General features: G+C 69.9%; 12 protein-coding genes. 5 read left to right on the top strand and 7 right to left on the bottom strand.

Annotated features, from left to right (window positions below; all coding sequences use genetic code 11):
• Positions 1–4 precede the first annotated feature (4 nt).
• The 4 genes from ACP7TJ_RS21615 to ACP7TJ_RS21600 form a co-directional block, all read right to left on the bottom strand.
• The gene (locus ACP7TJ_RS21615; protein ID WP_093766881.1) at positions 5–1,066 is read right to left on the bottom strand and encodes an ABC transporter ATP-binding protein; all 1,062 of its coding nucleotides are present in this window, start codon (positions 1,064–1,066) and stop codon (positions 5–7) included.
• 10 nt (positions 1,067–1,076) lie between these two features.
• Complete coding sequence (locus ACP7TJ_RS21610; protein ID WP_093766880.1) at positions 1,077–2,054, bottom strand: ABC transporter permease; 978 nt, start codon at positions 2,052–2,054, stop codon at positions 1,077–1,079.
• A 103-nt stretch (positions 2,055–2,157) separates the two neighbouring features.
• Positions 2,158–3,960 carry an ABC transporter substrate-binding protein gene (locus ACP7TJ_RS21605; RefSeq protein ID WP_093766879.1) on the bottom strand — a complete coding sequence of 601 codons (1,803 nt, stop codon included), beginning with the start codon at positions 3,958–3,960 and terminating at the stop codon, positions 2,158–2,160.
• 100 nt (positions 3,961–4,060) lie between these two features.
• A complete protein-coding gene (locus ACP7TJ_RS21600; protein WP_093766878.1) occupies positions 4,061–5,101 on the bottom strand; it encodes an ABC transporter permease in 1,041 nt (346 codons plus the stop codon).
• Between the two features lie 490 nt (positions 5,102–5,591).
• Here ACP7TJ_RS21600 and typA point away from each other — a divergent pair, with 490 nt between their 5' ends.
• Positions 5,592–7,508, top strand: a complete 1,917-nt coding sequence (typA, locus tag ACP7TJ_RS21595; protein ID WP_093766877.1) for a translational GTPase TypA — start codon at positions 5,592–5,594, stop codon at positions 7,506–7,508.
• 81 nt (positions 7,509–7,589) lie between these two features.
• On the opposite strand, the gene ACP7TJ_RS21590 is transcribed toward typA, so the two are convergent.
• Complete coding sequence (locus ACP7TJ_RS21590) at positions 7,590–9,812, bottom strand: ABC transporter family substrate-binding protein (protein WP_427764713.1); 2,223 nt, start codon at positions 9,810–9,812, stop codon at positions 7,590–7,592.
• A 309-nt stretch (positions 9,813–10,121) separates the two neighbouring features.
• Between ACP7TJ_RS21590 and ACP7TJ_RS21585 the strand changes: the two genes are divergently transcribed.
• From ACP7TJ_RS21585 to ACP7TJ_RS21570, 4 genes are all read left to right on the top strand, one after another.
• Positions 10,122–10,415: a hypothetical protein gene (locus ACP7TJ_RS21585; protein ID WP_167740904.1), complete on the top strand. Its 294-nt coding sequence runs from the start codon at positions 10,122–10,124 to the stop codon at positions 10,413–10,415.
• Between the two features lie 61 nt (positions 10,416–10,476).
• Positions 10,477–11,310 carry a hypothetical protein gene (locus ACP7TJ_RS21580; RefSeq protein WP_093767036.1) on the top strand — a complete coding sequence of 278 codons (834 nt, stop codon included), beginning with the start codon at positions 10,477–10,479 and terminating at the stop codon, positions 11,308–11,310.
• Between the two features lie 15 nt (positions 11,311–11,325).
• Positions 11,326–13,260 carry a fumarate reductase/succinate dehydrogenase flavoprotein subunit gene (locus tag ACP7TJ_RS21575; protein WP_167740906.1) on the top strand — a complete coding sequence of 645 codons (1,935 nt, stop codon included), beginning with the start codon at positions 11,326–11,328 and terminating at the stop codon, positions 13,258–13,260.
• Positions 13,257–14,024 carry a succinate dehydrogenase/fumarate reductase iron-sulfur subunit gene (locus tag ACP7TJ_RS21570; RefSeq protein ID WP_093766873.1) on the top strand — a complete coding sequence of 256 codons (768 nt, stop codon included), beginning with the start codon at positions 13,257–13,259 and terminating at the stop codon, positions 14,022–14,024. The genes ACP7TJ_RS21575 and ACP7TJ_RS21570 overlap by 4 nt, the downstream gene beginning before the upstream one ends.
• Before the next feature lie 4 nt (positions 14,025–14,028).
• Here the strand turns inward: ACP7TJ_RS21570 and ACP7TJ_RS21565 are convergent, their stop codons facing one another.
• Both ACP7TJ_RS21565 and ACP7TJ_RS21560 read right to left on the bottom strand, forming a co-directional pair.
• Positions 14,029–15,141, bottom strand: coding sequence for a hypothetical protein (locus ACP7TJ_RS21565; RefSeq protein WP_427764708.1), 1,113 nt, complete (start codon positions 15,139–15,141; stop codon positions 14,029–14,031).
• Between the two features lie 111 nt (positions 15,142–15,252).
• The gene (locus tag ACP7TJ_RS21560; protein ID WP_367547399.1) at positions 15,253–17,892 is read right to left on the bottom strand and encodes a SpoIIE family protein phosphatase; all 2,640 of its coding nucleotides are present in this window, start codon (positions 17,890–17,892) and stop codon (positions 15,253–15,255) included.
• Positions 17,893–17,989 lie beyond the last annotated feature (97 nt).

Raw genomic sequence — 17,989 nt, 5'->3', positions numbered from 1 at the left:
CTCCCTAGCGCAGCCGGGGCTGGATCGTGTCGATGAATATGGTCTGCTTCTGCTCCGCCGTCAGGTGGCAGGCAGCGGCACGGCCCTCGCCGAGCGCCGGGCGCTCGGTGCTGCAGCGGTTGCCCGACACCTTGTCCGTGAAGGCGCAGCGCGGGTGGAAGGGGCAGCCGGAGGGCGGGTTCAGCAGGCTGGGCGGCGATCCGGGGATCGGGTTGAGCGCCTGCGAGGTGTCGCCGCCGAGGCGCGGCATCGAGCTGAGCAGGCCCCAGGTGTAGGGGTGCTTGGGCTCGCGCAGCACTTCGCGGACGCTGCCGCGCTCCACGGCCCGGCCCGAGTACATCACCAGCAGGTCGTCGGCCATGTCGGAGATGACGCCGAGGTCGTGGGTGATGAAGATGATCGCGGACCCGAACTCCTGCTGGAGGTCCTTGAGCAGGTCGAGGATCTGCGCCTGGACCGTCACGTCCAGGGCCGTGGTCGGCTCGTCGGCGATCAGCAGGTCGGGGTCGCAGACCAGCGCCATGGCGATCATGGCGCGCTGGCGCATACCGCCGGAGAACTGGTGCGGGTAGTCGTCCACACGGGTCCTGGGCTGCGGGATGCCGACCTTGGTCAGCATCTCGATCGCCCGCTCCCGGGCCTCCCTCTTGGAGGCGCCGGTGTGCTTCATGAACGGCTCGGCGATCTGCCGGCCCACCGTGTAGTACGGCGAGAGCGCCGTCAGCGGGTCCTGGAAGATCATCGCGACCTTGTTGCCGCGGAGCTTCTCCATCTCCTTCTCGGAGGCGGTGACCAGGTCGCGCCCCTCGAGGATGATCTCGCCCTCGACGGTGGTGCTCTTGGGGTTGTGCAGACCGAGGACGGTCAGGTTGGTCACGGACTTGCCGGAGCCCGATTCGCCCACGATGCCGAGGGTCTTGCCGCGCTCGACGTCGAAGGACAGTCCGTCGACCGCCTTGACGATGCCGTCCTCGGTGGAGAACCGCACCCGCAGGTCGCGGACCGAGAGGAAGGAGCCAGGCCCGGTCGGGGCCTTGTCGCCTTCGGTCTTGGTCAGTGTGGTCACGGTGTTTCTCCTAGCTGAGCCGCACGCGCGGGTCGATGTATGCGTACGCGAGGTCGACGATGATGTTCAGGATCAGGATGAAGAACGCCCCGAACAGCATGATGCCCATCGTCAGCGGCAGGTCCTTGGTCAGCGAGGAGTCGACCGCGAGCCGGCCGAGGCCGGGCAGGTCGAAGGTGAACTCCGTGACGACCGCGCCCGCGAGCAGAGCGCTGAGGTCGATGCCGAGGATGGTGACGATCGGGATGAGGGAGCCGCGCCAGGCGTAGCGGAAGAAGACGTACCGCTGCGACATGCCCTTGGCGCGCGCGGTGCGGACGTGCTCCTCCTGCAGTTGCTCGATCATGGTCGAGCGCGACATACGCGTGTACTGGGCGGTGAAGATGGTGGCCATCACGACCCAGGGGATGAGCAGTCCGAGGGCCCAGGTGCCCGGGTTCTCGGTGAACGGGTGGTACTTGGGGTTCTCCATGATGCCGGAGCTGTAGACCAGGATGCCCAGGACGATCGGTCCGAGCAGGTAGATCTGGAACGAGCTCAGCACGATCGAGGCGCCGGAGACGACCTTGTCGACCACGGTGCCGCGCTTCCAGGCGGCGAGCAGACCCGAACCGAGGCCCAGGGTCAGGAAGATCACCAGACCGCCGACGGTCAGCGACAGCGTCAGCGGGAAGCGGTCGACGATGGAGTCCCAGACGAAGTTGCCGCTGTCGAAGGAGACACCCAGGCACGGCGCGGAGCAGTGCCCCTGCGGGAAGTCGCGGCCGGCCACGATGCCCGTCATGAACTCCCAGAACTGCGTGGTGATGGGCTTGTCCAGGCCGAGGTTCTCCCGGATGACCGCGAGGTTCTCCGGAGAACAGTTTCTGCCGCAAGACAGCGCAGCGAAGTCCTGTGGAACTGTGTAGAACAGGAAGAACGTGAAGGCGCCGATCAGGAACATGATGACGACGGCGCCGATCAGCCTGCGGATGAGGAACTGAAGCATGGCGGGTGAATGCTCTCTTCGAAACGCGGCGGCAGGGAGGGAGAACCGTCCGCGGGGGTGCGCTCCGCCTGGCGCACACCCCCGCGGTCAGCCGAGCTGACGGTTACGGCTGCTTCAGGTACAGGTCGTTGATGTCGATGTAGCTCGACTCGGTGCTGTACTTGGCGCCACCGATGTTCGATCCGTAGAGCTGGATCTGCTTCGAGTAGTAGACCGGAGCAGCCGGGTTGATCTCCTCCACGATGCGCTTGTGAGCCTGCTCCCAGGTCTTGGCGGCCTCTTCCGGCTCCTGCGTCAGGGCCTTCTTGATGAGGTCGTTGACCTGCTTGTCGTTGATGTGCGAGTAGTTCGACGCACCGTCCTGGATGAGCTCACCGTCGTACACGGGGGTGATGACCGTGGACGCCGACGGCCAGTCCTGGCCCCAGCCGGTCATGTAGATGTCGTACGGGTTGTCCAGCTTGCCGACCTGCTCGTAGAAGCTGGCCCGGTCGATCTCCTTGGCCTGGACGTCGAAGCCGATCTTGCCCAGGGCGTCCTTGATGATGACCTGCTGGGCCTGGCCGCGCGGGGTGTTGGAGTAGGCGTAGGTGAGCTTCGTGCCCTCCTTGACACCCGCCTCCTTCAGCAGCTGCTTGGCCTTCTCGATGTCGCCGTTGGGCTTCTTCAGCTTGCCGAACGGGTCGTACGTCGGGTCGAAGTTCGGCAGGGTCGGGGCGAGCAGACCGCCGGCGACCTCACCGCCGTAGCGGCCACCGTCCGCCTGGACCATGGACTGGTTCGGGATGGCGTAGGTGATCGCGTCACGGATCTTCTTGTCCTTGACGCGGTCGAGGTTGAAGGTGAGCTGCCACACGTAGGGCTGGTAGCCCTGGACGGTGCGCTTCTTGGCGTCCGGGTCGCTGATGACCGTGGACAGCTGCGCCGGGTCGACCGAGTCCGTGAACTGGATGGCGTTCTTGGCCTCGCCCTGGTCGGCGATCAGACGCTTGGTCTGGCTGGGCTGGTCGATCGTCGAGGTGAAGTTGTAGCCGTCGACGTACTGGTGGCGCACCGAGTCCGTCTTCGGGTCCCACTGGTCGTTCTTGACCAGCTTCATCGACTTGCCGGCCTTGTACTCGGCGATCTTGTAGGGGCCGAGCGCCGCCGGGGCGTCGTCGTACTTCTCCTTCGTGTCCTGCTTCTGGGGCACGATGGCGTAACCGGCCATGGCCAGGGCCTGCGGGAGGTCCGGGCGCGGCTGGTCGAAGTGGAAGACGACCGTCTTGTCGTCCGGGGTCTCCAGCACGGAGTCCGGCAGGTGCTTGCCCTTGTAGGGGCCGTCCGGCAGCGCCTTGCGGTAGTCGTTGCCCGAGAGCCACGACTGGACGTAGGTCGGACCGTCGAAGATGACCTTCGAGTACATGCGCTCGATGGTGTGGCGGACGTCGGCCGAGGTGATGACGTTGCCGTCCTCGTCCTTGATGCCGTCCTTGAGCGTGAACGTCCAGGTCTTGCCGCCGTCGGAGGACTTGCCGGAGTCGGTGGCGATGTCACCGACGACCGTCAGGTTGCCCTTCTCGTCCTCCTGGAAGTTCGTCAGGCCGCGGTGGACCAGGTTGGCGAACTGCCCGGCGTCGCTGACGTAGATCTGAGCCGGGTCCATGTGGGACAGGTCCGACTGCATGTAGACGTTGATGAAACCGCCGGACTTGGCTCCGGGGACCTCCTCGGCGGGGCCGGTGGAGGCGGCGGCGTCACCGTACGCGACAGGGTCCTGCTGCTCGGCGGCGTCCTTCTGGGACTTCGCGTCGCTCTTGCCCTTGCCGCCGCCGTTGTCGTTGCCGGAGCAGCCGGTGAGGGCCAGAGAGCCGGCCACGATGGCCACGGCGATGGCGCGCGCGGTCCGCGTTCTGATGGGCTTCATGATGCCGATGCACCTACCTGTCGTTAGTTGTCCACGAGTGCTGCCTGACGGTCCGGTCACCCGGCACGGGGGCGGCAGCTCCCCCACCACCAATGGACGGTTAGCGTCCGGTCTTGGGGTCGAAAGCGTCCCGGACGGAGTCTCCGAGAAGGTTGAAGGCGAGAACGAAGGTCACCAGCGCCACGCCCGGGAAGAACATGAACATCGGGTCCTGCTCGTACACGTCGGCGCCGACGGCGAACATCCGGCCCCAGTCGGGGGTCGGCTCGACGAAGCCGACACCGATGAACGAGAGGAAGGCGATGGTGAGGATCGTGCTGGGGAGGATGTAGGTGGCCTGCACCAGGATCGGGGTGACGATGTTCGGCAGGATCTCCTTGCGCACGATGCGCCAGGGAGAAGCACCGGACACCTTGGCCGCCTCCACGAACTCCCTCTCCGCCAGCGACAGTACGGAACTGCGCACCAGACGGGCCAGGCCCATCCAGCCGAGGAACCACATCACCAGGATGATCGCCACGGCCCGCAGATAGGTGGGGGTCTCGTCCGCGGGGGAGACGAACATGGCGGTCACGACGGGCATGAAGGCGATGAAGAACAGCTGGCTCGGGAAGGCCAGGAAGAAGTCCGTGACCCGTCCCAGCCAGTAGTCCACCCGGCCGCCGAAGTACCCGCTGACCATGCCGATGATCACGCCCGTCACCACACACAGCGTGGTGACGACCACGGCCATGTAGAGCGAGGTCCGCATGCCGTAGAGCAGCATCGTGAACACGTCACGGCCGAGCTTGGGCTCCACGCCGAACCAGAAGTCGCCCGACATGCCGCCGAAGGAACCGGTCGGCATGGCGAAGTCGTCCAGGAGGAAGGGATACTCCGGCTCCTGGGCGTACAGCGTGTAGGGGTTCTTCCCGTAGAGCTTCGCGATGAGCGGGGCACAAGCGGCGACCACGAAGAAGAAAATCACTACGCACGCGGAGACGACCCCGGTACGGTCGCGCTTGAAGCGCTGCCACATCAACTGGCCGGGGGACCGACCCTCGGGCTGCTTCTCGCCCTTGGCGACTTCGTCGGCCGCCGTGAGCTCGGGGTCCAAGACAGCCGCGGACCCGGAGTCCTCGGCCTTAGTTGGACTGGTCATCGTGTTCGTCCCCCGGGGGGTTGGAGAGTTGAGCGCAGCGCAGATACCGGCGGGTTCTGCGGTTTGGGGGAACTTTCGCCAAGAGAGTCAACGCGCGTCAAGGGCGTACGACATAGGGATCTCCCTACCGTCGTTTTTTTGAGGAAATATTGCAGAGATCGACACCTGCGCGCGCTTGACACCTCTGAATTGAATGCGGCAATCCGGACATTTGGTGCGCGTTTTTGGTTTACATGTCCGAAACCCGCATGCGGGATCACCGATATCCGAACGAGATGTTGCGTTTGCCGGAAGCACGTGCAACCGCCCGGTGACGTCCCCCGCCCCCGGACGCCGGGCGTCCCGGACCCCGGCCCTCCGGCGCGCGCGGGCGTAGTGGCGGCGGCCCCGTACCATGGAGTCAGGCCGAGGCGTGTCCAGCCCGGCAGGGCCCTCGCACCACAGACGTCTGCGGCGGGCAACCTTCACCACCTCCGGGAGTACGCCTTTCATGGCACCGTCTGTAACGCGTCACGACATCCGCAACGTCGCCATCGTCGCCCACGTCGACCACGGCAAGACCACCATCGTCGACGGCATGCTCAAGCAGGCCGGCGCCTTCGCCGCCCACCAGCTCGACCAGGTCGACGACCGCATGATGGACTCGAACGACCTGGAGCGTGAGAAGGGCATCACGATCCTCGCCAAGAACACGGCGGTGAAGTACCACCCCAAGGACGGCGGGGAGCCCATCACGATCAACATCATCGACACCCCCGGCCACGCCGACTTCGGCGGCGAGGTCGAGCGCGGTCTGTCGATGGTCGACGGTGTCGTGCTGCTGGTGGACGCCTCCGAGGGCCCGCTGCCGCAGACCCGCTTCGTGCTGCGCAAGGCGCTGCAGCAGCGGCTGCCGATCATCCTGTGCATCAACAAGACGGACCGTCCCGACGCCCGGATCGACGAGGTCGTCAACGAGACCTACGACCTCTTCCTCGACCTGGACGCGGACGAGGAGCAGATCGAGTTCCCGATCGTCTACGCCTGCGGCCGTGACGGCATCGCCTCGCTGACCAAGCCCGACGACGGCACGGTCCCCGGCGACTCCGACTCCCTCGAGCCGTTCTTCTCGACGATCCTCGAGCACATCCCCGCCCCCACCTACGAGGAGGGCGCCCCGCTCCAGGCGCACGTCACCAACCTGGACGCCGACAACTTCCTCGGCCGTATCGCGCTGCTGCGCGTCCACCAGGGCGAGCTGAAGAAGGGGCAGACGGTCGCGTGGATGAAGCGCGACGGCTCCGTGCAGAACGTCCGCATCTCCGAGCTGATGATGACCGAGGCGCTCACCCGCAAGCCCGCCGAGAAGGCCGGCCCGGGTGACATCTGCGCGGTCGCGGGCATCCCGGACATCATGATCGGCGAGACCCTGGCCGACCAGGAGAACCCGGTCGCGCTGCCGCTGATCACGGTGGACGAGCCCGCGATCTCCATGACCATCGGCACCAACACCTCCCCGCTGGTCGGCCGCGGCGGCACCGGCAAGGGCGCCGACAACAAGGCGGCCGTCAAGGACCGCAAGGTCACCGCCCGCCAGGTCAAGGACCGCCTGGACCGCGAGCTGATCGGCAACGTCTCGCTCCGCGTCCTGGACACCGAGCGCCCCGACGCCTGGGAGGTGCAGGGCCGCGGCGAGCTGGCGCTGGCCATCCTGGTCGAGCAGATGCGCCGCGAGGGCTACGAGCTCACCGTCGGCAAGCCCCAGGTGGTCACCAAGGAGATCGACGGCAAGGTCTACGAGCCCGTCGAGCGCATGACCATCGACGTGCCCGAGGAGCACATGGGCGCGGTCACGCAGCTCATGGGCGTCCGCAAGGGCCGCATGGACAACATGTCGAACCACGGCTCCGGCTGGGTCCGCATGGAGTTCGTGGTGCCCTCGCGCGGTCTGATCGGATTCCGGACGGAGTTCCTGACCCAGACCCGCGGCACCGGCATCGCCCACTCCATCCACGAGGGCCACGAGCCCTGGTTCGGCACGCTGACCACCCGCAACAACGGCTCGCTGGTCGCCGACCGCGCCGGCGCGGTCACCGCCTTCGCGATGACCAACCTGCAGGAGCGCGGCGTGCTCTTCGTGGAGCCCGGCACCGAGGTGTACGAGGGCATGATCGTCGGTGAGAACTCCCGCTCCGACGACATGGACGTCAACATCACCAAGGAGAAGAAGCTCACCAACATGCGGTCGTCCACGGCCGACGTGGCCGAGTCGATCGTCCCGCCGCGCAAGCTGTCGCTGGAGCAGTCCCTTGAGTTCTGCCGCGACGACGAGTGCGTGGAGGTCACCCCGGAGGCCGTCCGCATCCGCAAGGTGAACCTGGACGCCCGCGAGCGTGCCCGCGCCGCGAGCCGCGCCAAGCACGGCTGATCACCGCACCGCGCACACGACGCGGCCCGGCGCCCCTGGTGGGGGCGCCGGGCCGCGTCGCGTTTCCGGGCGGGCCGGTGGTCAGCTCCCGGAGGACGACTCACCGCTCTTCGCCCCCGGGGACCCCTCCGGTCCCTGCGCCGACTTCTTCAGGAAGCCCATGTCCTCGTAGACGGGGGTGGCGAAGCCGAAGGCGCCGGCGTTGGCGAGGTTCTCGCGGGCCGCGACGAGCTGCGGGCGCTGGTAGAGGGGGATGGAGCCGGCCGCCGCCCAGATCCGGGAGTCGGCCTTGCGGATCAGCTCGCGCCGCTCGGAGTCGTCGAGGGTGGCGATGGCCTGGTCGAAGAGCTGGTCGACCTGGTCGGTGCCGACCCGCGTCCAGTTCTGCTCCACGTTCAGCGAGCCGTCGGCGGCCGGGACCGGCTTGGAGTAGACCGGGCGGGCGTCGGTGGCGGGGAAGGCGGTGGCGGGCCAGGAGTAGAGGGCCAGGTCGAAGTCGCCGGACGCGATGTGGTCCTTGAAGTAGCTGTCGTTGTCGACCTTGGTGATGTCGGTGCGGATGCCGATCCTCTCGAGCATCTTCGCGATCCGGCCGGCCACGGTCTCCAGCGTCTTGGAGCCCGGCCCCGACGGCAGCACGAACCGCAGCACCAGCGCCTTGCCGTCCTTGGCGACCGGGGCGGTGTCGGCGCGGGCCGGGGCCGCGGTGCCCTTGGGGGCGTAGGCCCCGGCGGGGGTGCCGCCCTGCTTCAGCCGGCCGGTGCCGGTGCCGGAGTCGTGCGGGGCCTTGCCGTCGCCGTCGTTCTTGCCGTCGTCCTCGCCGACGATGTACGTGCCGTCGCCGCCGCCCTCGGAGCCGCCGGACTCGTCCTTGTCGGCCTCGGAGCCGGCCGCCTCCTCGCCCTCGTCCTTCTTCGCGTCCTTCTTCTCCTCCTTCTCCTCCTCCACCGGGCCGCCCGGCACCCACCCGGCGTCCGAGAGGAGCGCCCGGGCCTCCTTGGCGTCCGGCTTGCCGAGGGCGCCGCTGCCGTCGGCGTAGGCGGCCTGGCCGGACAGCGCGAGGTGGCTGCCGACGGGCTCGGCGGGCAGGCCGAGCGGTTTCAGCACGGCCCCGGCGATGTCCTCGCGGTCCAGGGCGCGGGCCACGGCGCGGCGGACCCGCTCGTCGGACAGGGGGCCCTCGGCGCCGTTCAGGGCGAGCTGGGTGTACACGGGCTCCAGCGACTTGCGCACCTCGAAGCCGCCGAGCGCCTTCTGCTGCCGGGCGTACTTCTCGGCCTTCTCGCGCAGCTTCTCGCGGGCGGAGATCTCCTCGTCGGCCGCGTCCTCGTCGGAGCCGTTGGCGACCGCCCAGGAGCGCAGCGCGTCCGCGGCGGAGCGGTCGGCCTCGGGGCCCATCAGGGGCGTGTTCCCGTCCTGCGGCAGGGCGGCGACCGTGACGCGCCGGGCGGCCTCGGGATCGATCTCGGCCAGGTCGAGGGTGCCGTCGCTGAGCGCGGAGACGCGCTTGTCGTGCGGCACGGCGCGCAGCACGATCTTCTGCAGCTTGGCGGACCTGCCCCACCAGCGCGGATTGCGGGCGAGGACGACCTCGTCCTCCTCGGTGTCCACCGTGTCCACCGTGAACGGCCCGGCGGTGACCTTGAGCTTCTTGCGCGCCCCGTCGTTGAAGGAGTCCGGGGTGCCCATGACCTCCTTGGGGTAGAGGGGGCTGAACAGCGACTTCCAGTCGGCGTAGGGGCGGCTGAAGGTGACCTTGACCTCGAGGTCGTTCTTGCCCCGCTCGACCTTCTCGATGCGGTCGTAGCCGGCGTTGCGGGCGGTCCAGTAGGCGGTGTCCTTGCCGGACAGGGCGCGCCACTGGGCCGCGAAGTCGGCGGCGCCGATCTCCCGGCCGTCGCTCCAGACGGCCTGCTGGGCGAGCCGGTAGACGACCACCTGCTTGGGCTCGGTGTCGACGACCTCGGCGGAGGCCAGGTAGTCGGGGTTGCGCACGGCCCGGCCCCGGCCGTCCGTGCGGTACATCGACGGCAGGACGGCCTCGGCGATCCGGGCGGTGGTGGTGTCGGCGTCGGCCTGGAAGGTGTTCAGGGTGTCCGGGACGGTGTCCACGGCCCAGCGCAGGGTCCCGCCGTCGGCGATGTCGGACCGGTCGGCGCCCGCGACGTCCGCGCCCGCGAGGGGCTTGCCCGCGTGGTCATCGGAGGAGCCGCATCCGGCCAGGGCGGGCACCGTGAGCATGCCGGCGGTGAGGAAGGCGACCGAGCGCAGGACAGCGCGCGGGCCGATGCCGTCGTGGGACATCTCTGGATACCTCCGAAAACCGCGGGCTGGTGATCACACTTGGTATGGGGCGTTCATCCGATGTATGCGGCCCACTGAAGAGGAAAGGGTTCTGCGATCCCGGGCGACACGGCGGCCACGGGCGCCAAGCCCACCCGTGCGGCGCAACGCACCCGGCGCCACGCGGCTTCGCACCGGACGATGCATCCATGCGCCTCGGCCAATCGATGCACATCCCTTCCCAGCGCAAGGTGTGACGCGCAACACTCGCAGGCGCATGACCGTTGCACCGCCTTGGGCCAGAAGGACCCGTGGAAGTGAGGTCACGTCATGTCCGTGCACGATGAACTGACGACCGTCCAGCGCTGCCTCGACGACCTGGTGAGGTCGGTGGGGCGGCTGGAGAAGCAGCTGGGCAGCGGCAGTCTGGAGATCCGCCGCGTCCGCTCCGACACCAACCACCTGCGCGAGAGCCTCGCGCTGCTCCGGGAGACCGCCGTCGCCGCGGCGGGCCCGGCCAAGCGGCCCGACCTCGTGACCATCTCCGACGCCCCCTACGACCCGTCGCTGTGGGTGGACACCGACGACGAGGGTCTCGGCGCCCGCGACCGCCACGCCCCCTGACCCCCGCCCGACCGCCGCCCCGCCGACCTGGCACCCCCCGACCCCTACCGGAGTGGACGACGTGGCCACTGGTACGGAACCCCCTGCGACCGAACCCGAGCGCCGCGGCGGCGTGAGATCCGGCACGCGCGCCGCGATCTCCGCCCCGCACCTGCGGACCGACCGCTGGTGGCTGGCCCCGGCCGCCACCGCGGCCGGACTGCTCGCCTTCGTCGTCTACTCGACCTGGCGGGCCTTCGCAGGCGCGGACTACTACGCGGCGCCGTACGTGTCGCCGTTCTACTCGCCGTGCCTCGCGGAGAACTGCGAGCCGATGCGCGGCGGCCCGAACTGGGAACTCTTCGGCGGCTGGTGGGGCATCTCGCCGGCGATCATCATCCTGATCTTCCCGCTCGGCTTCCGGCTGACCTGCTACTACTACCGCAAGGCCTACTACCGGAGCTTCTGGGCGTCCCCGCCGGCCTGCGCGGTCGCCGAACCGCACGGGAAGTACACCGGCGAGACCCGCTTCCCGCTGATCCTGCAGAACGTCCACCGGTACTTCTTCTACGCGGCGCTGCTGGTCGCCTGCGTGCTGAGCTGGGACACCGTGCTCGCCTTCCGCGACGAGAACTACGCGTGGGGCCACATGGGGCTCGGCACTCTGGTGTTCCTGGTCAACATCGTCCTGATCTGGGCGTACACCGTCTCCTGCCACTCCTGCCGGCACATCGTCGGCGGCAAGCTGAAGCACTTCTCGAAGCATCCGGTGCGCTACCGGATGTGGCAGTGGGTGAGCCGGCTGAACGCCCGGCACATGCAGCTCGCCTGGGCCTCGCTGCTCAGCGTGGCGCTCGCCGACTTCTACGTCTACCTCGTCGCGTCCGGTGTCTTCGACGATCCGCGCTTCTTCTAGCTGGGGGCCTTATTCATGTCCGTGGTCGACCGACAGGAGTGGGACGTCGTCGTGGTCGGGGCCGGCGGCGCCGGTCTGCGCGCCGCGATCGAGGCGCGCGAGCGGGGCGCCCGTACGGCCGTGATCTGCAAGTCGCTGTTCGGCAAGGCGCACACCGTGATGGCGGAGGGCGGCATCGCGGCGGCGATGGGCAACGTCAACTCCGGCGACAACTGGCAGGTGCACTTCCGCGACACCATGCGCGGCGGGAAGTTCCTCAACCAGTGGCGGATGGCCGAGCTGCACGCCCAGGAGGCGCCCGCCCGGGTGTGGGAGCTGGAGACCTGGGGCGCGCTGTTCGACCGGACGCAGGACGGCCGGATCTCCCAGCGCAACTTCGGCGGCCACGAGTACCCGCGCCTGGCGCACGTCGGCGACCGCACCGGCCTGGAGCTGATCCGCACCCTCCAGCAGAAGATCGTCGCCCTCCAGCAGGAGGATCACGCCGAGACCGGCGACCACGAGTCCCGGCTGAAGGTCTTCCAGGAGTGCACGGTCACCCGGGTGCTGAAGGACGGCGACGAGGTCAGCGGGGTCTTCGGCTACGAACGCGAGTCCGGCCGCTTCTTCGTCCTGGAGGCGCCGGCGGTGGTGATCGCCACCGGCGGCATCGGCAAGTCCTTCAAGGTCACCTCGAACTCGTGGGAGTACACGGGTGACGGGCACGCGCTGGCGCTGCTCGCGGGCGCGCCGCTGCTCAACATGGAGTTCGTGCAGTTCCACCCCACGGGGATGGTCTGGCCGCCGTCGGTGAAGGGCATCCTCGTCACCGAGTCGGTGCGCGGCGACGGCGGGGTGCTGCGCAACTCCGAGGGCAAGCGGTTCATGTTCGACTACGTCCCGGACGTCTTCAAGGAGAAGTACGCGCAGTCCGAGGAGGAGGCGGACCGCTGGTACGACGACCCGGACCACAACCGCCGCCCGCCCGAGCTGCTCCCCCGCGACGAGGTCGCCCGCGCCATCAACGCCGAGGTCAAGGCGGGCCGCGGCTCCCCGCACGGCGGGGTCTTCCTGGACGTGTCCACCCGGATGCCGGCGGAGGTCGTCAAGCGGCGGCTGCCGTCGATGTACCACCAGTTCAAGGAGCTGGCGGACGTCGACATCACGGCCGAGCCGATGGAGGTCGGCCCGACCTGCCACTACGTGATGGGCGGCATCGCGGTCGACTCCGACTCGGCGGCGGCGCGCGGGGTGCCGGGGCTGTTCGCGGCCGGTGAGGTCGCGGGCGGCATGCACGGCTCCAACCGGCTGGGCGGCAACTCGCTGTCCGACCTGCTGGTCTTCGGCCGCCGGGCGGGCCGGCACGCGGCGGACCACGCGAGCACCCGGGCCGGGGCGCGGCCCCGCGCGGACGACGCCCAGGTCGACGCGGCGGCGGCCGAGGCGCTGCGCCCCTTCTCCGCGGAGGGCGAGCAGCCGGCCGACGGCCCGCCGGAGAACCCGTACACGCTGCACCAGGAGCTCCAGCAGACGATGAACGACCTGGTCGGCATCATCCGCCGGGAGCACGAGATGCGGCAGGCCCTGCAGAGGCTCGCCGAGCTGCGGGCGCGGGCCCGGCGCGCGGGAGTGGAGGGCCACCGGCAGTTCAATCCGGGCTGGCACCTCGCGCTGGACCTGCGGAACATGCTGCTGGTCAGCGAGTGTGTGGCCCGCGCGGCGCTGGAGCGCACCGAGTCGCGGGGCGGCCACACCCGCGAGGACCACGCCGCCATGGACCGCGCCTGGCGCAACGTCAACCTCCTGTGCGCGCTGACCGACCCCAGCGGCGGTCTCGCCGCCACCGACGCGGTGCGCGGGCAGATCACCCTGACCCGTGAGACCACCGAACCCATCCGCCCCGACCTGCTGGCCCTCTTCGAGAAGGACGAGCTGGTCAAGTACCTGGCCGAAGAGGAGCTCTACGAGTGAGCAGCTACGAGGCCCGCTTCAAGGTGTGGCGCGGGGACGTCGACGGAGGCGGCCTGGAGGACTTCCGCGTCGAGGTGAACGACGGCGAGGTGGTCCTCGACATCGTCCACCGTCTCCAGGCCACCCAGGCCCCCGACCTCGCCGTGCGCTGGAACTGCAAGGCCGGCAAGTGCGGTTCGTGCTCGGCGGAGATCAACGGGCGCCCCCGGCTGATGTGCATGACCCGCATGTCGGTGTTCGACCGCGAGGAGACGGTCACCGTGACCCCGCTGCGGGCGTTCCCGGTGATCCGGGACCTGGTGACGGACGTCGGCTTCAACTACACCAAGGCGCGCCAGATCCCGGCGTTCGTGCCGCCGGCCGGGGTGGGTCCGGGCGAGTACCGGATGATGCAGGAGGACGTGGACCGCTCGCAGGAGTTCCGCAAGTGCATCGAGTGCTTCCTGTGCCAGGACGTCTGCCATGTGGTCCGCGACCACGAGGAGAACAAACCGGCGTTCGCCGGTCCGCGCTTCCTGATGCGGGTCGCCGAGCTGGACATGCACCCGCTGGACGCCGCCGAGGAGTCCGGCCTGGACCGCAAGCGCACGGCCCAGGACGAACACGGCCTCGGCTACTGCAACATCACCAAGTGCTGCACGGAGGTCTGCCCCGAGGGCATCAAGATCACGGACAACGCGCTGATCCCCATGAAGGAGCGCGGGGTGGACCGCAAGTACGACCCCCTGGTATGGCTGGGCGACAAGATCCGCCGCCGGTCCTGACGGGTCAGCGGCCCCAGCCGTCCTCGAACTCCTTCCAGTTGGTCTCCGACGCCGCGAAGTCGATGTACGGGGCGAGACCGAAGAGTTCGCGGTCGGGGTCGGTGCGGGACAGGCCGAGGCGGGCGCCCCGGACGGCGGCGGCGACCGTTTCGGCATGACCCCAGTGGCCGGGGTTGTTCTCGTAGTAGAAGGGCAGGCCCATCAGCAGGTGGGTGGTGGGCGGGGTGACCTCCAGGGCGAGGGAGGTCTGCTGGGCGACGTATCCGCCGTAGGTGCTCTCGAAGAGGCGCGCGGTGTCGTACGACATCACGGCGATCTGGTCGACGCGCCGCGCCACCTGGCCGAAGAACTTCTGCGACCACCACTTGGGGTGGTCGGCGACGAGGCCCGCGACGGAGTGGAGATGCGGCAGCGGGTCGATCTGGTGGGCGGCCACGGACAGCTGCGCGTCCCGCTCGCGGGTGAGTTCCCGCAGGTCGTCCAGCAGGTCGAGGTAGTTCCCGTCGCCGGAGTGCAGGGGCTCCAGGTCCAGGTGGACGCCCTCGTAGCCGGTGTCGAGGACCTGGCCGGCGCTGCGCACCACCTCGGCGCGGGTGGCGGCGTCGCTCAGCTCCAGCCCCTCGGGGCCGCCGTTGGCGAGGACGTCCCCGAGGAACGCCTGGACGCGGACCCCGGGCAGCTCCCGGTGCACGGCGTCGATGAACCAACGGGCGCGCGGATACAGCGACTCGGGCAGGGTGCCGTCGTGCTCCAGCGGCCCGGTGTGGACGTACAGGTCCCGGACGCCGGTGTCCTTGAGACGGCGCGCGAGGGCGGTGACGTCGGCGTCCTTCTTGCGTCCGTCGACCCAGGCGTGGCCGAGCCACATGGCGTCCCGGTCGCGGGTGTGGGTGCCGTCGGCCGGGTCGCCCATGTAGTTGACCCGCAGCGTCGTCTCGACGGCGAGGAGCGGCACGATCAGCACCAGCGCGAGCACGAGGGCGATGCGTCGGACGCGGCGCACCCAGGGTCTGCGGCGCTTCTTCCCGGACTCGGGCGCGGGTTCGGGCGTGGCCGGCGTGACGTCCGTGTGCGCGTCCGTGCCGGTCGCCCCGTCCCGCGACTCCGCGTGGTCCATGCCGCCGTTCCCCTCGTCGTCGGATGTTGGGGGTGAGGACGAGGAGAAGGGGTGGTGCGGTTGCGCCCGTGACGTCATGATCACGAGGGGTCACCGCCGGGTCGCCGGGCGTCAGAACAGGCTGAGCAGCGCCTCCGCCGGGTCGGTGAGGCCGGTGTCGGCCCCGGGCAGCGGCAGTTCGAACCACACCGTCTTGCCCCGCGGCGTACGGCGTGAGCCCCAGGCGGCGCTCAGCAGGCCGACGAGCTGGAGGCCGCGGCCGCCCTCGTCGGTGTCGCGGGCGCGCCGCCGGCGGGGCTGGACCAGGCCGGAGTCCCAGACCTCGCAGACCAGGGTGCGGTCCAGCAACAGCCGGAGTCTGATCTCCCCCTCGCCGTACCGCAGGGCGTTGGTGACGAGTTCGCTGACCAGCAGCTCCGTGGTGTCGACCAGCGGCTCCATGTCCCAGGCGAGGAGCTGGGCGCGCGCGTACTCGCGGGCCCGGCCCACGCTGCGCGGCTCGCGCGGCAGGGTCCAGTCGCCCACGGAGTCGGCGGGCAGGCCCTGTACACGTGCCATCAGCAGCGCGATGTCGTCCTCGCCGTGATGGGTGTCGAGCGTGTTGAGGACGTGGTCGCAGACGTCCTCCAGCGGGGCGGACGGGTCGGTGAGCGCGCCCACGAACGCCTGGAGGCCCTCGTCGAGGGGGTGGTCGCGGCTTTCGACCAGTCCATCCGTGTAGAGCGCCAGCAGGGCGCCCTCGGGCAGCTCGACCTCCACCTCCTCGAAGGGCTCCCCGCCGACGCCGAGCGGCATGCCGGGCGGCACGTCGAGCATCAGCGCGTTCTCACCCGGCTCGACCAGGACGGGCGGCAGATGGCCCGCGTTGGCGAAGGTGCAGCGGCGGGTGACGGAGTCGTAGACGGCGTAGACACAGGTGGCCAGGTAGACCTCGGAGAGGTCCGCCTCGCGCGGGCGGCGGGCGGCGCGGGTGGCCTGCTGGACGCCTCCCGCGAACGCCTGGGAGGGCCCACCGGGCGCACCGAGTCCGCGGGCGATCTCGTCCAGCTGGCCCAGCACCTCGGCCGGTTCGAGGTCGAGCTGTGCCAGCGTCCGTACGGCGGTGCGCAGTTCGCCCATGGCGACGGCGGCGCGCAGGCCGCGGCCCATGACGTCGCCGACGACCAGCGCCGTGCGGTGGCCGGGCAGTTCGATGACGTCGAACCAGTCGCCGCCGACCTCGCCGGTGCGGCCGCTCGCCGCGTTGCCGGGCAGGTAGCGGCAGGCGATGTCCAGGCCGGACGCCTCCGGGTCGCCGGGCGGGAGCAGGGAGCGCTGCAGTATCAGCGCGCGTTCGTGCTCGCGGCGGTAGAGGCGGGCGTTGTCGATGCAGACGGCGGCGCGGGCGGCCAGTTCCACGGCGAGGTCGCGGTCGCGGTCGCCGAACGGCTCGCTGCCCTTGGTGCGGGCGAACTGGGCGAGGCCCACCACGGTGTCGTGGGCGACCATCGGCACCGCGAGCGTGGACTGCACCAGGCCGCCGTCCTCGCCGGGCACGCTCTGCGGGCGGGCGGTGCGCAGGGCGTCCGCGCAGGGCGAGTTGAACGGGTAGTGGTGGACGGCGCCCAGCTTCACCGGCTCCCCGGTGCCGCTGATGGGCCCGTCGGACACGGCGCTGGCGAAGGCGACCCGGCGCACCTCGGCGCTGCCGTCGGCGAGGCCGGGCGGGGTCTCGTCGCCGGCCAGCAGCCCCTGGTAGAGGTCGACGGTGGCCAGGTCGCAGAAGCCGGGCACGACCACGTCGAGCAGTTCGCGCGCGGTGGTCTCCAGGTCGAGGGAGTTGCCGATGCGCGCGCCGGCCTCGTTCAGCAGGGCGAGATTGCGCCGCGCGGCGGCGGCCTCGCGGGCGGCGGCGCGGCGGGCGGTGATGTCGATGCCCAGCCAGGCGATGCCGATGGGACGGCCGCTGCCGCTGTGCACCCGGTAGAGGTTGACGGACCAGTGGCGGCGCTCGTCGGAGCCGGGGATGAACCCGGTGACGTGCATGTCCGTGATCGACTCCCCGGTCTCCAGCACCCGGCGCAGGGTCGCCGCGACCCGCTCGGCCTCGCCGCGCGGCAGGTAGTCGTGGACGCCCTTGCCGCGGTGGTCGTCGGGTGTGCCGCCGAAGAGGGACGCGAACCGCTCGTTGGCGCGGCGGACCCGCAGGTCCCGGTCGATCAGCACGAACCCGAAGGGAGATTGGCCGAATATGGCCTGCGAGGCGGCCAGATCCGTCTCGATACGGCGCAGGGTGCGGACGTCGACGACGATGCAGACGGCGGCCTTCTCGCCCGCCTCGGTCCGCGTCGGCATGACGTAGACCTCGGCGATGCCCTCGCGGTCGCGGTCGTCCCCGGCCAGGTGGGCGGGCAGCCGGAACGGCACCACTCCGGTCCACTCGCGGCCGTCGAGGATCTCGGCCATCTTGCGCTGGCCGCGCTCCCTGCGGACGGGCTCGAGGAACGCCTCGATGGGGTCCGCGCCGACGGCGCGCTCCGCGGAGATGCCGAAGAGCTGCTCGGCGCGCAGGCTCCACTGGTCGACCAGCCCGTCGGGGCCGATCGAGAAGGACGCGACCTTGATGTAGTCGTACATGGAGCCGGGCGGGGCGGTCTGCCACATGGCGTCACCGGACGGAGCATCGCCGGACAGGAGGCCGTCGGCGGCCTCGTCCCTCGAGCCGCCCGACGAGTCCTCGGACTCCGTGGCCTTCGCTGGTATCTCGCTCACGCGAACCGTCCCCTCCAGCTCACCGCGTCCGGCACCGGTCACCGGGGGCGGCTGCCCGCAGTATCCAGCACTACGGCGCCGCGCAACACGGTGTTCA

The organism is Streptomyces sp. DSM 41931, assembly GCF_050271085.1.
GTDB classification, from domain to species: domain Bacteria; phylum Actinomycetota; class Actinomycetes; order Streptomycetales; family Streptomycetaceae; genus Streptomyces; species Streptomyces albogriseolus.
This window is presented reverse-complemented; position numbering and strand designations above follow the sequence as displayed.

Coding starts and splice junctions, on each gene's coding strand:
- ACP7TJ_RS21610 (WP_093766880.1), bottom strand. CDS start 2,054: ATGCTTCAGTTCCTCATCCGCAGGCTGATCGGCGCCGTCGTCATCATG.
- ACP7TJ_RS21605 (WP_093766879.1), bottom strand. CDS start 3,960: ATGAAGCCCATCAGAACGCGGACCGCGCGCGCCATCGCCGTGGCCATC.
- ACP7TJ_RS21600 (WP_093766878.1), bottom strand. CDS start 5,101: ATGACCAGTCCAACTAAGGCCGAGGACTCCGGGTCCGCGGCTGTCTTG.
- typA (WP_093766877.1), top strand. CDS start 5,592: ATGGCACCGTCTGTAACGCGTCACGACATCCGCAACGTCGCCATCGTC.
- ACP7TJ_RS21590 (WP_427764713.1), bottom strand. CDS start 9,812: ATGTCCCACGACGGCATCGGCCCGCGCGCTGTCCTGCGCTCGGTCGCC.
- ACP7TJ_RS21585 (WP_167740904.1), top strand. CDS start 10,122: ATGTCCGTGCACGATGAACTGACGACCGTCCAGCGCTGCCTCGACGAC.
- ACP7TJ_RS21575 (WP_167740906.1), top strand. CDS start 11,326: ATGTCCGTGGTCGACCGACAGGAGTGGGACGTCGTCGTGGTCGGGGCC.
- ACP7TJ_RS21565 (WP_427764708.1), bottom strand. CDS start 15,141: ATGGACCACGCGGAGTCGCGGGACGGGGCGACCGGCACGGACGCGCAC.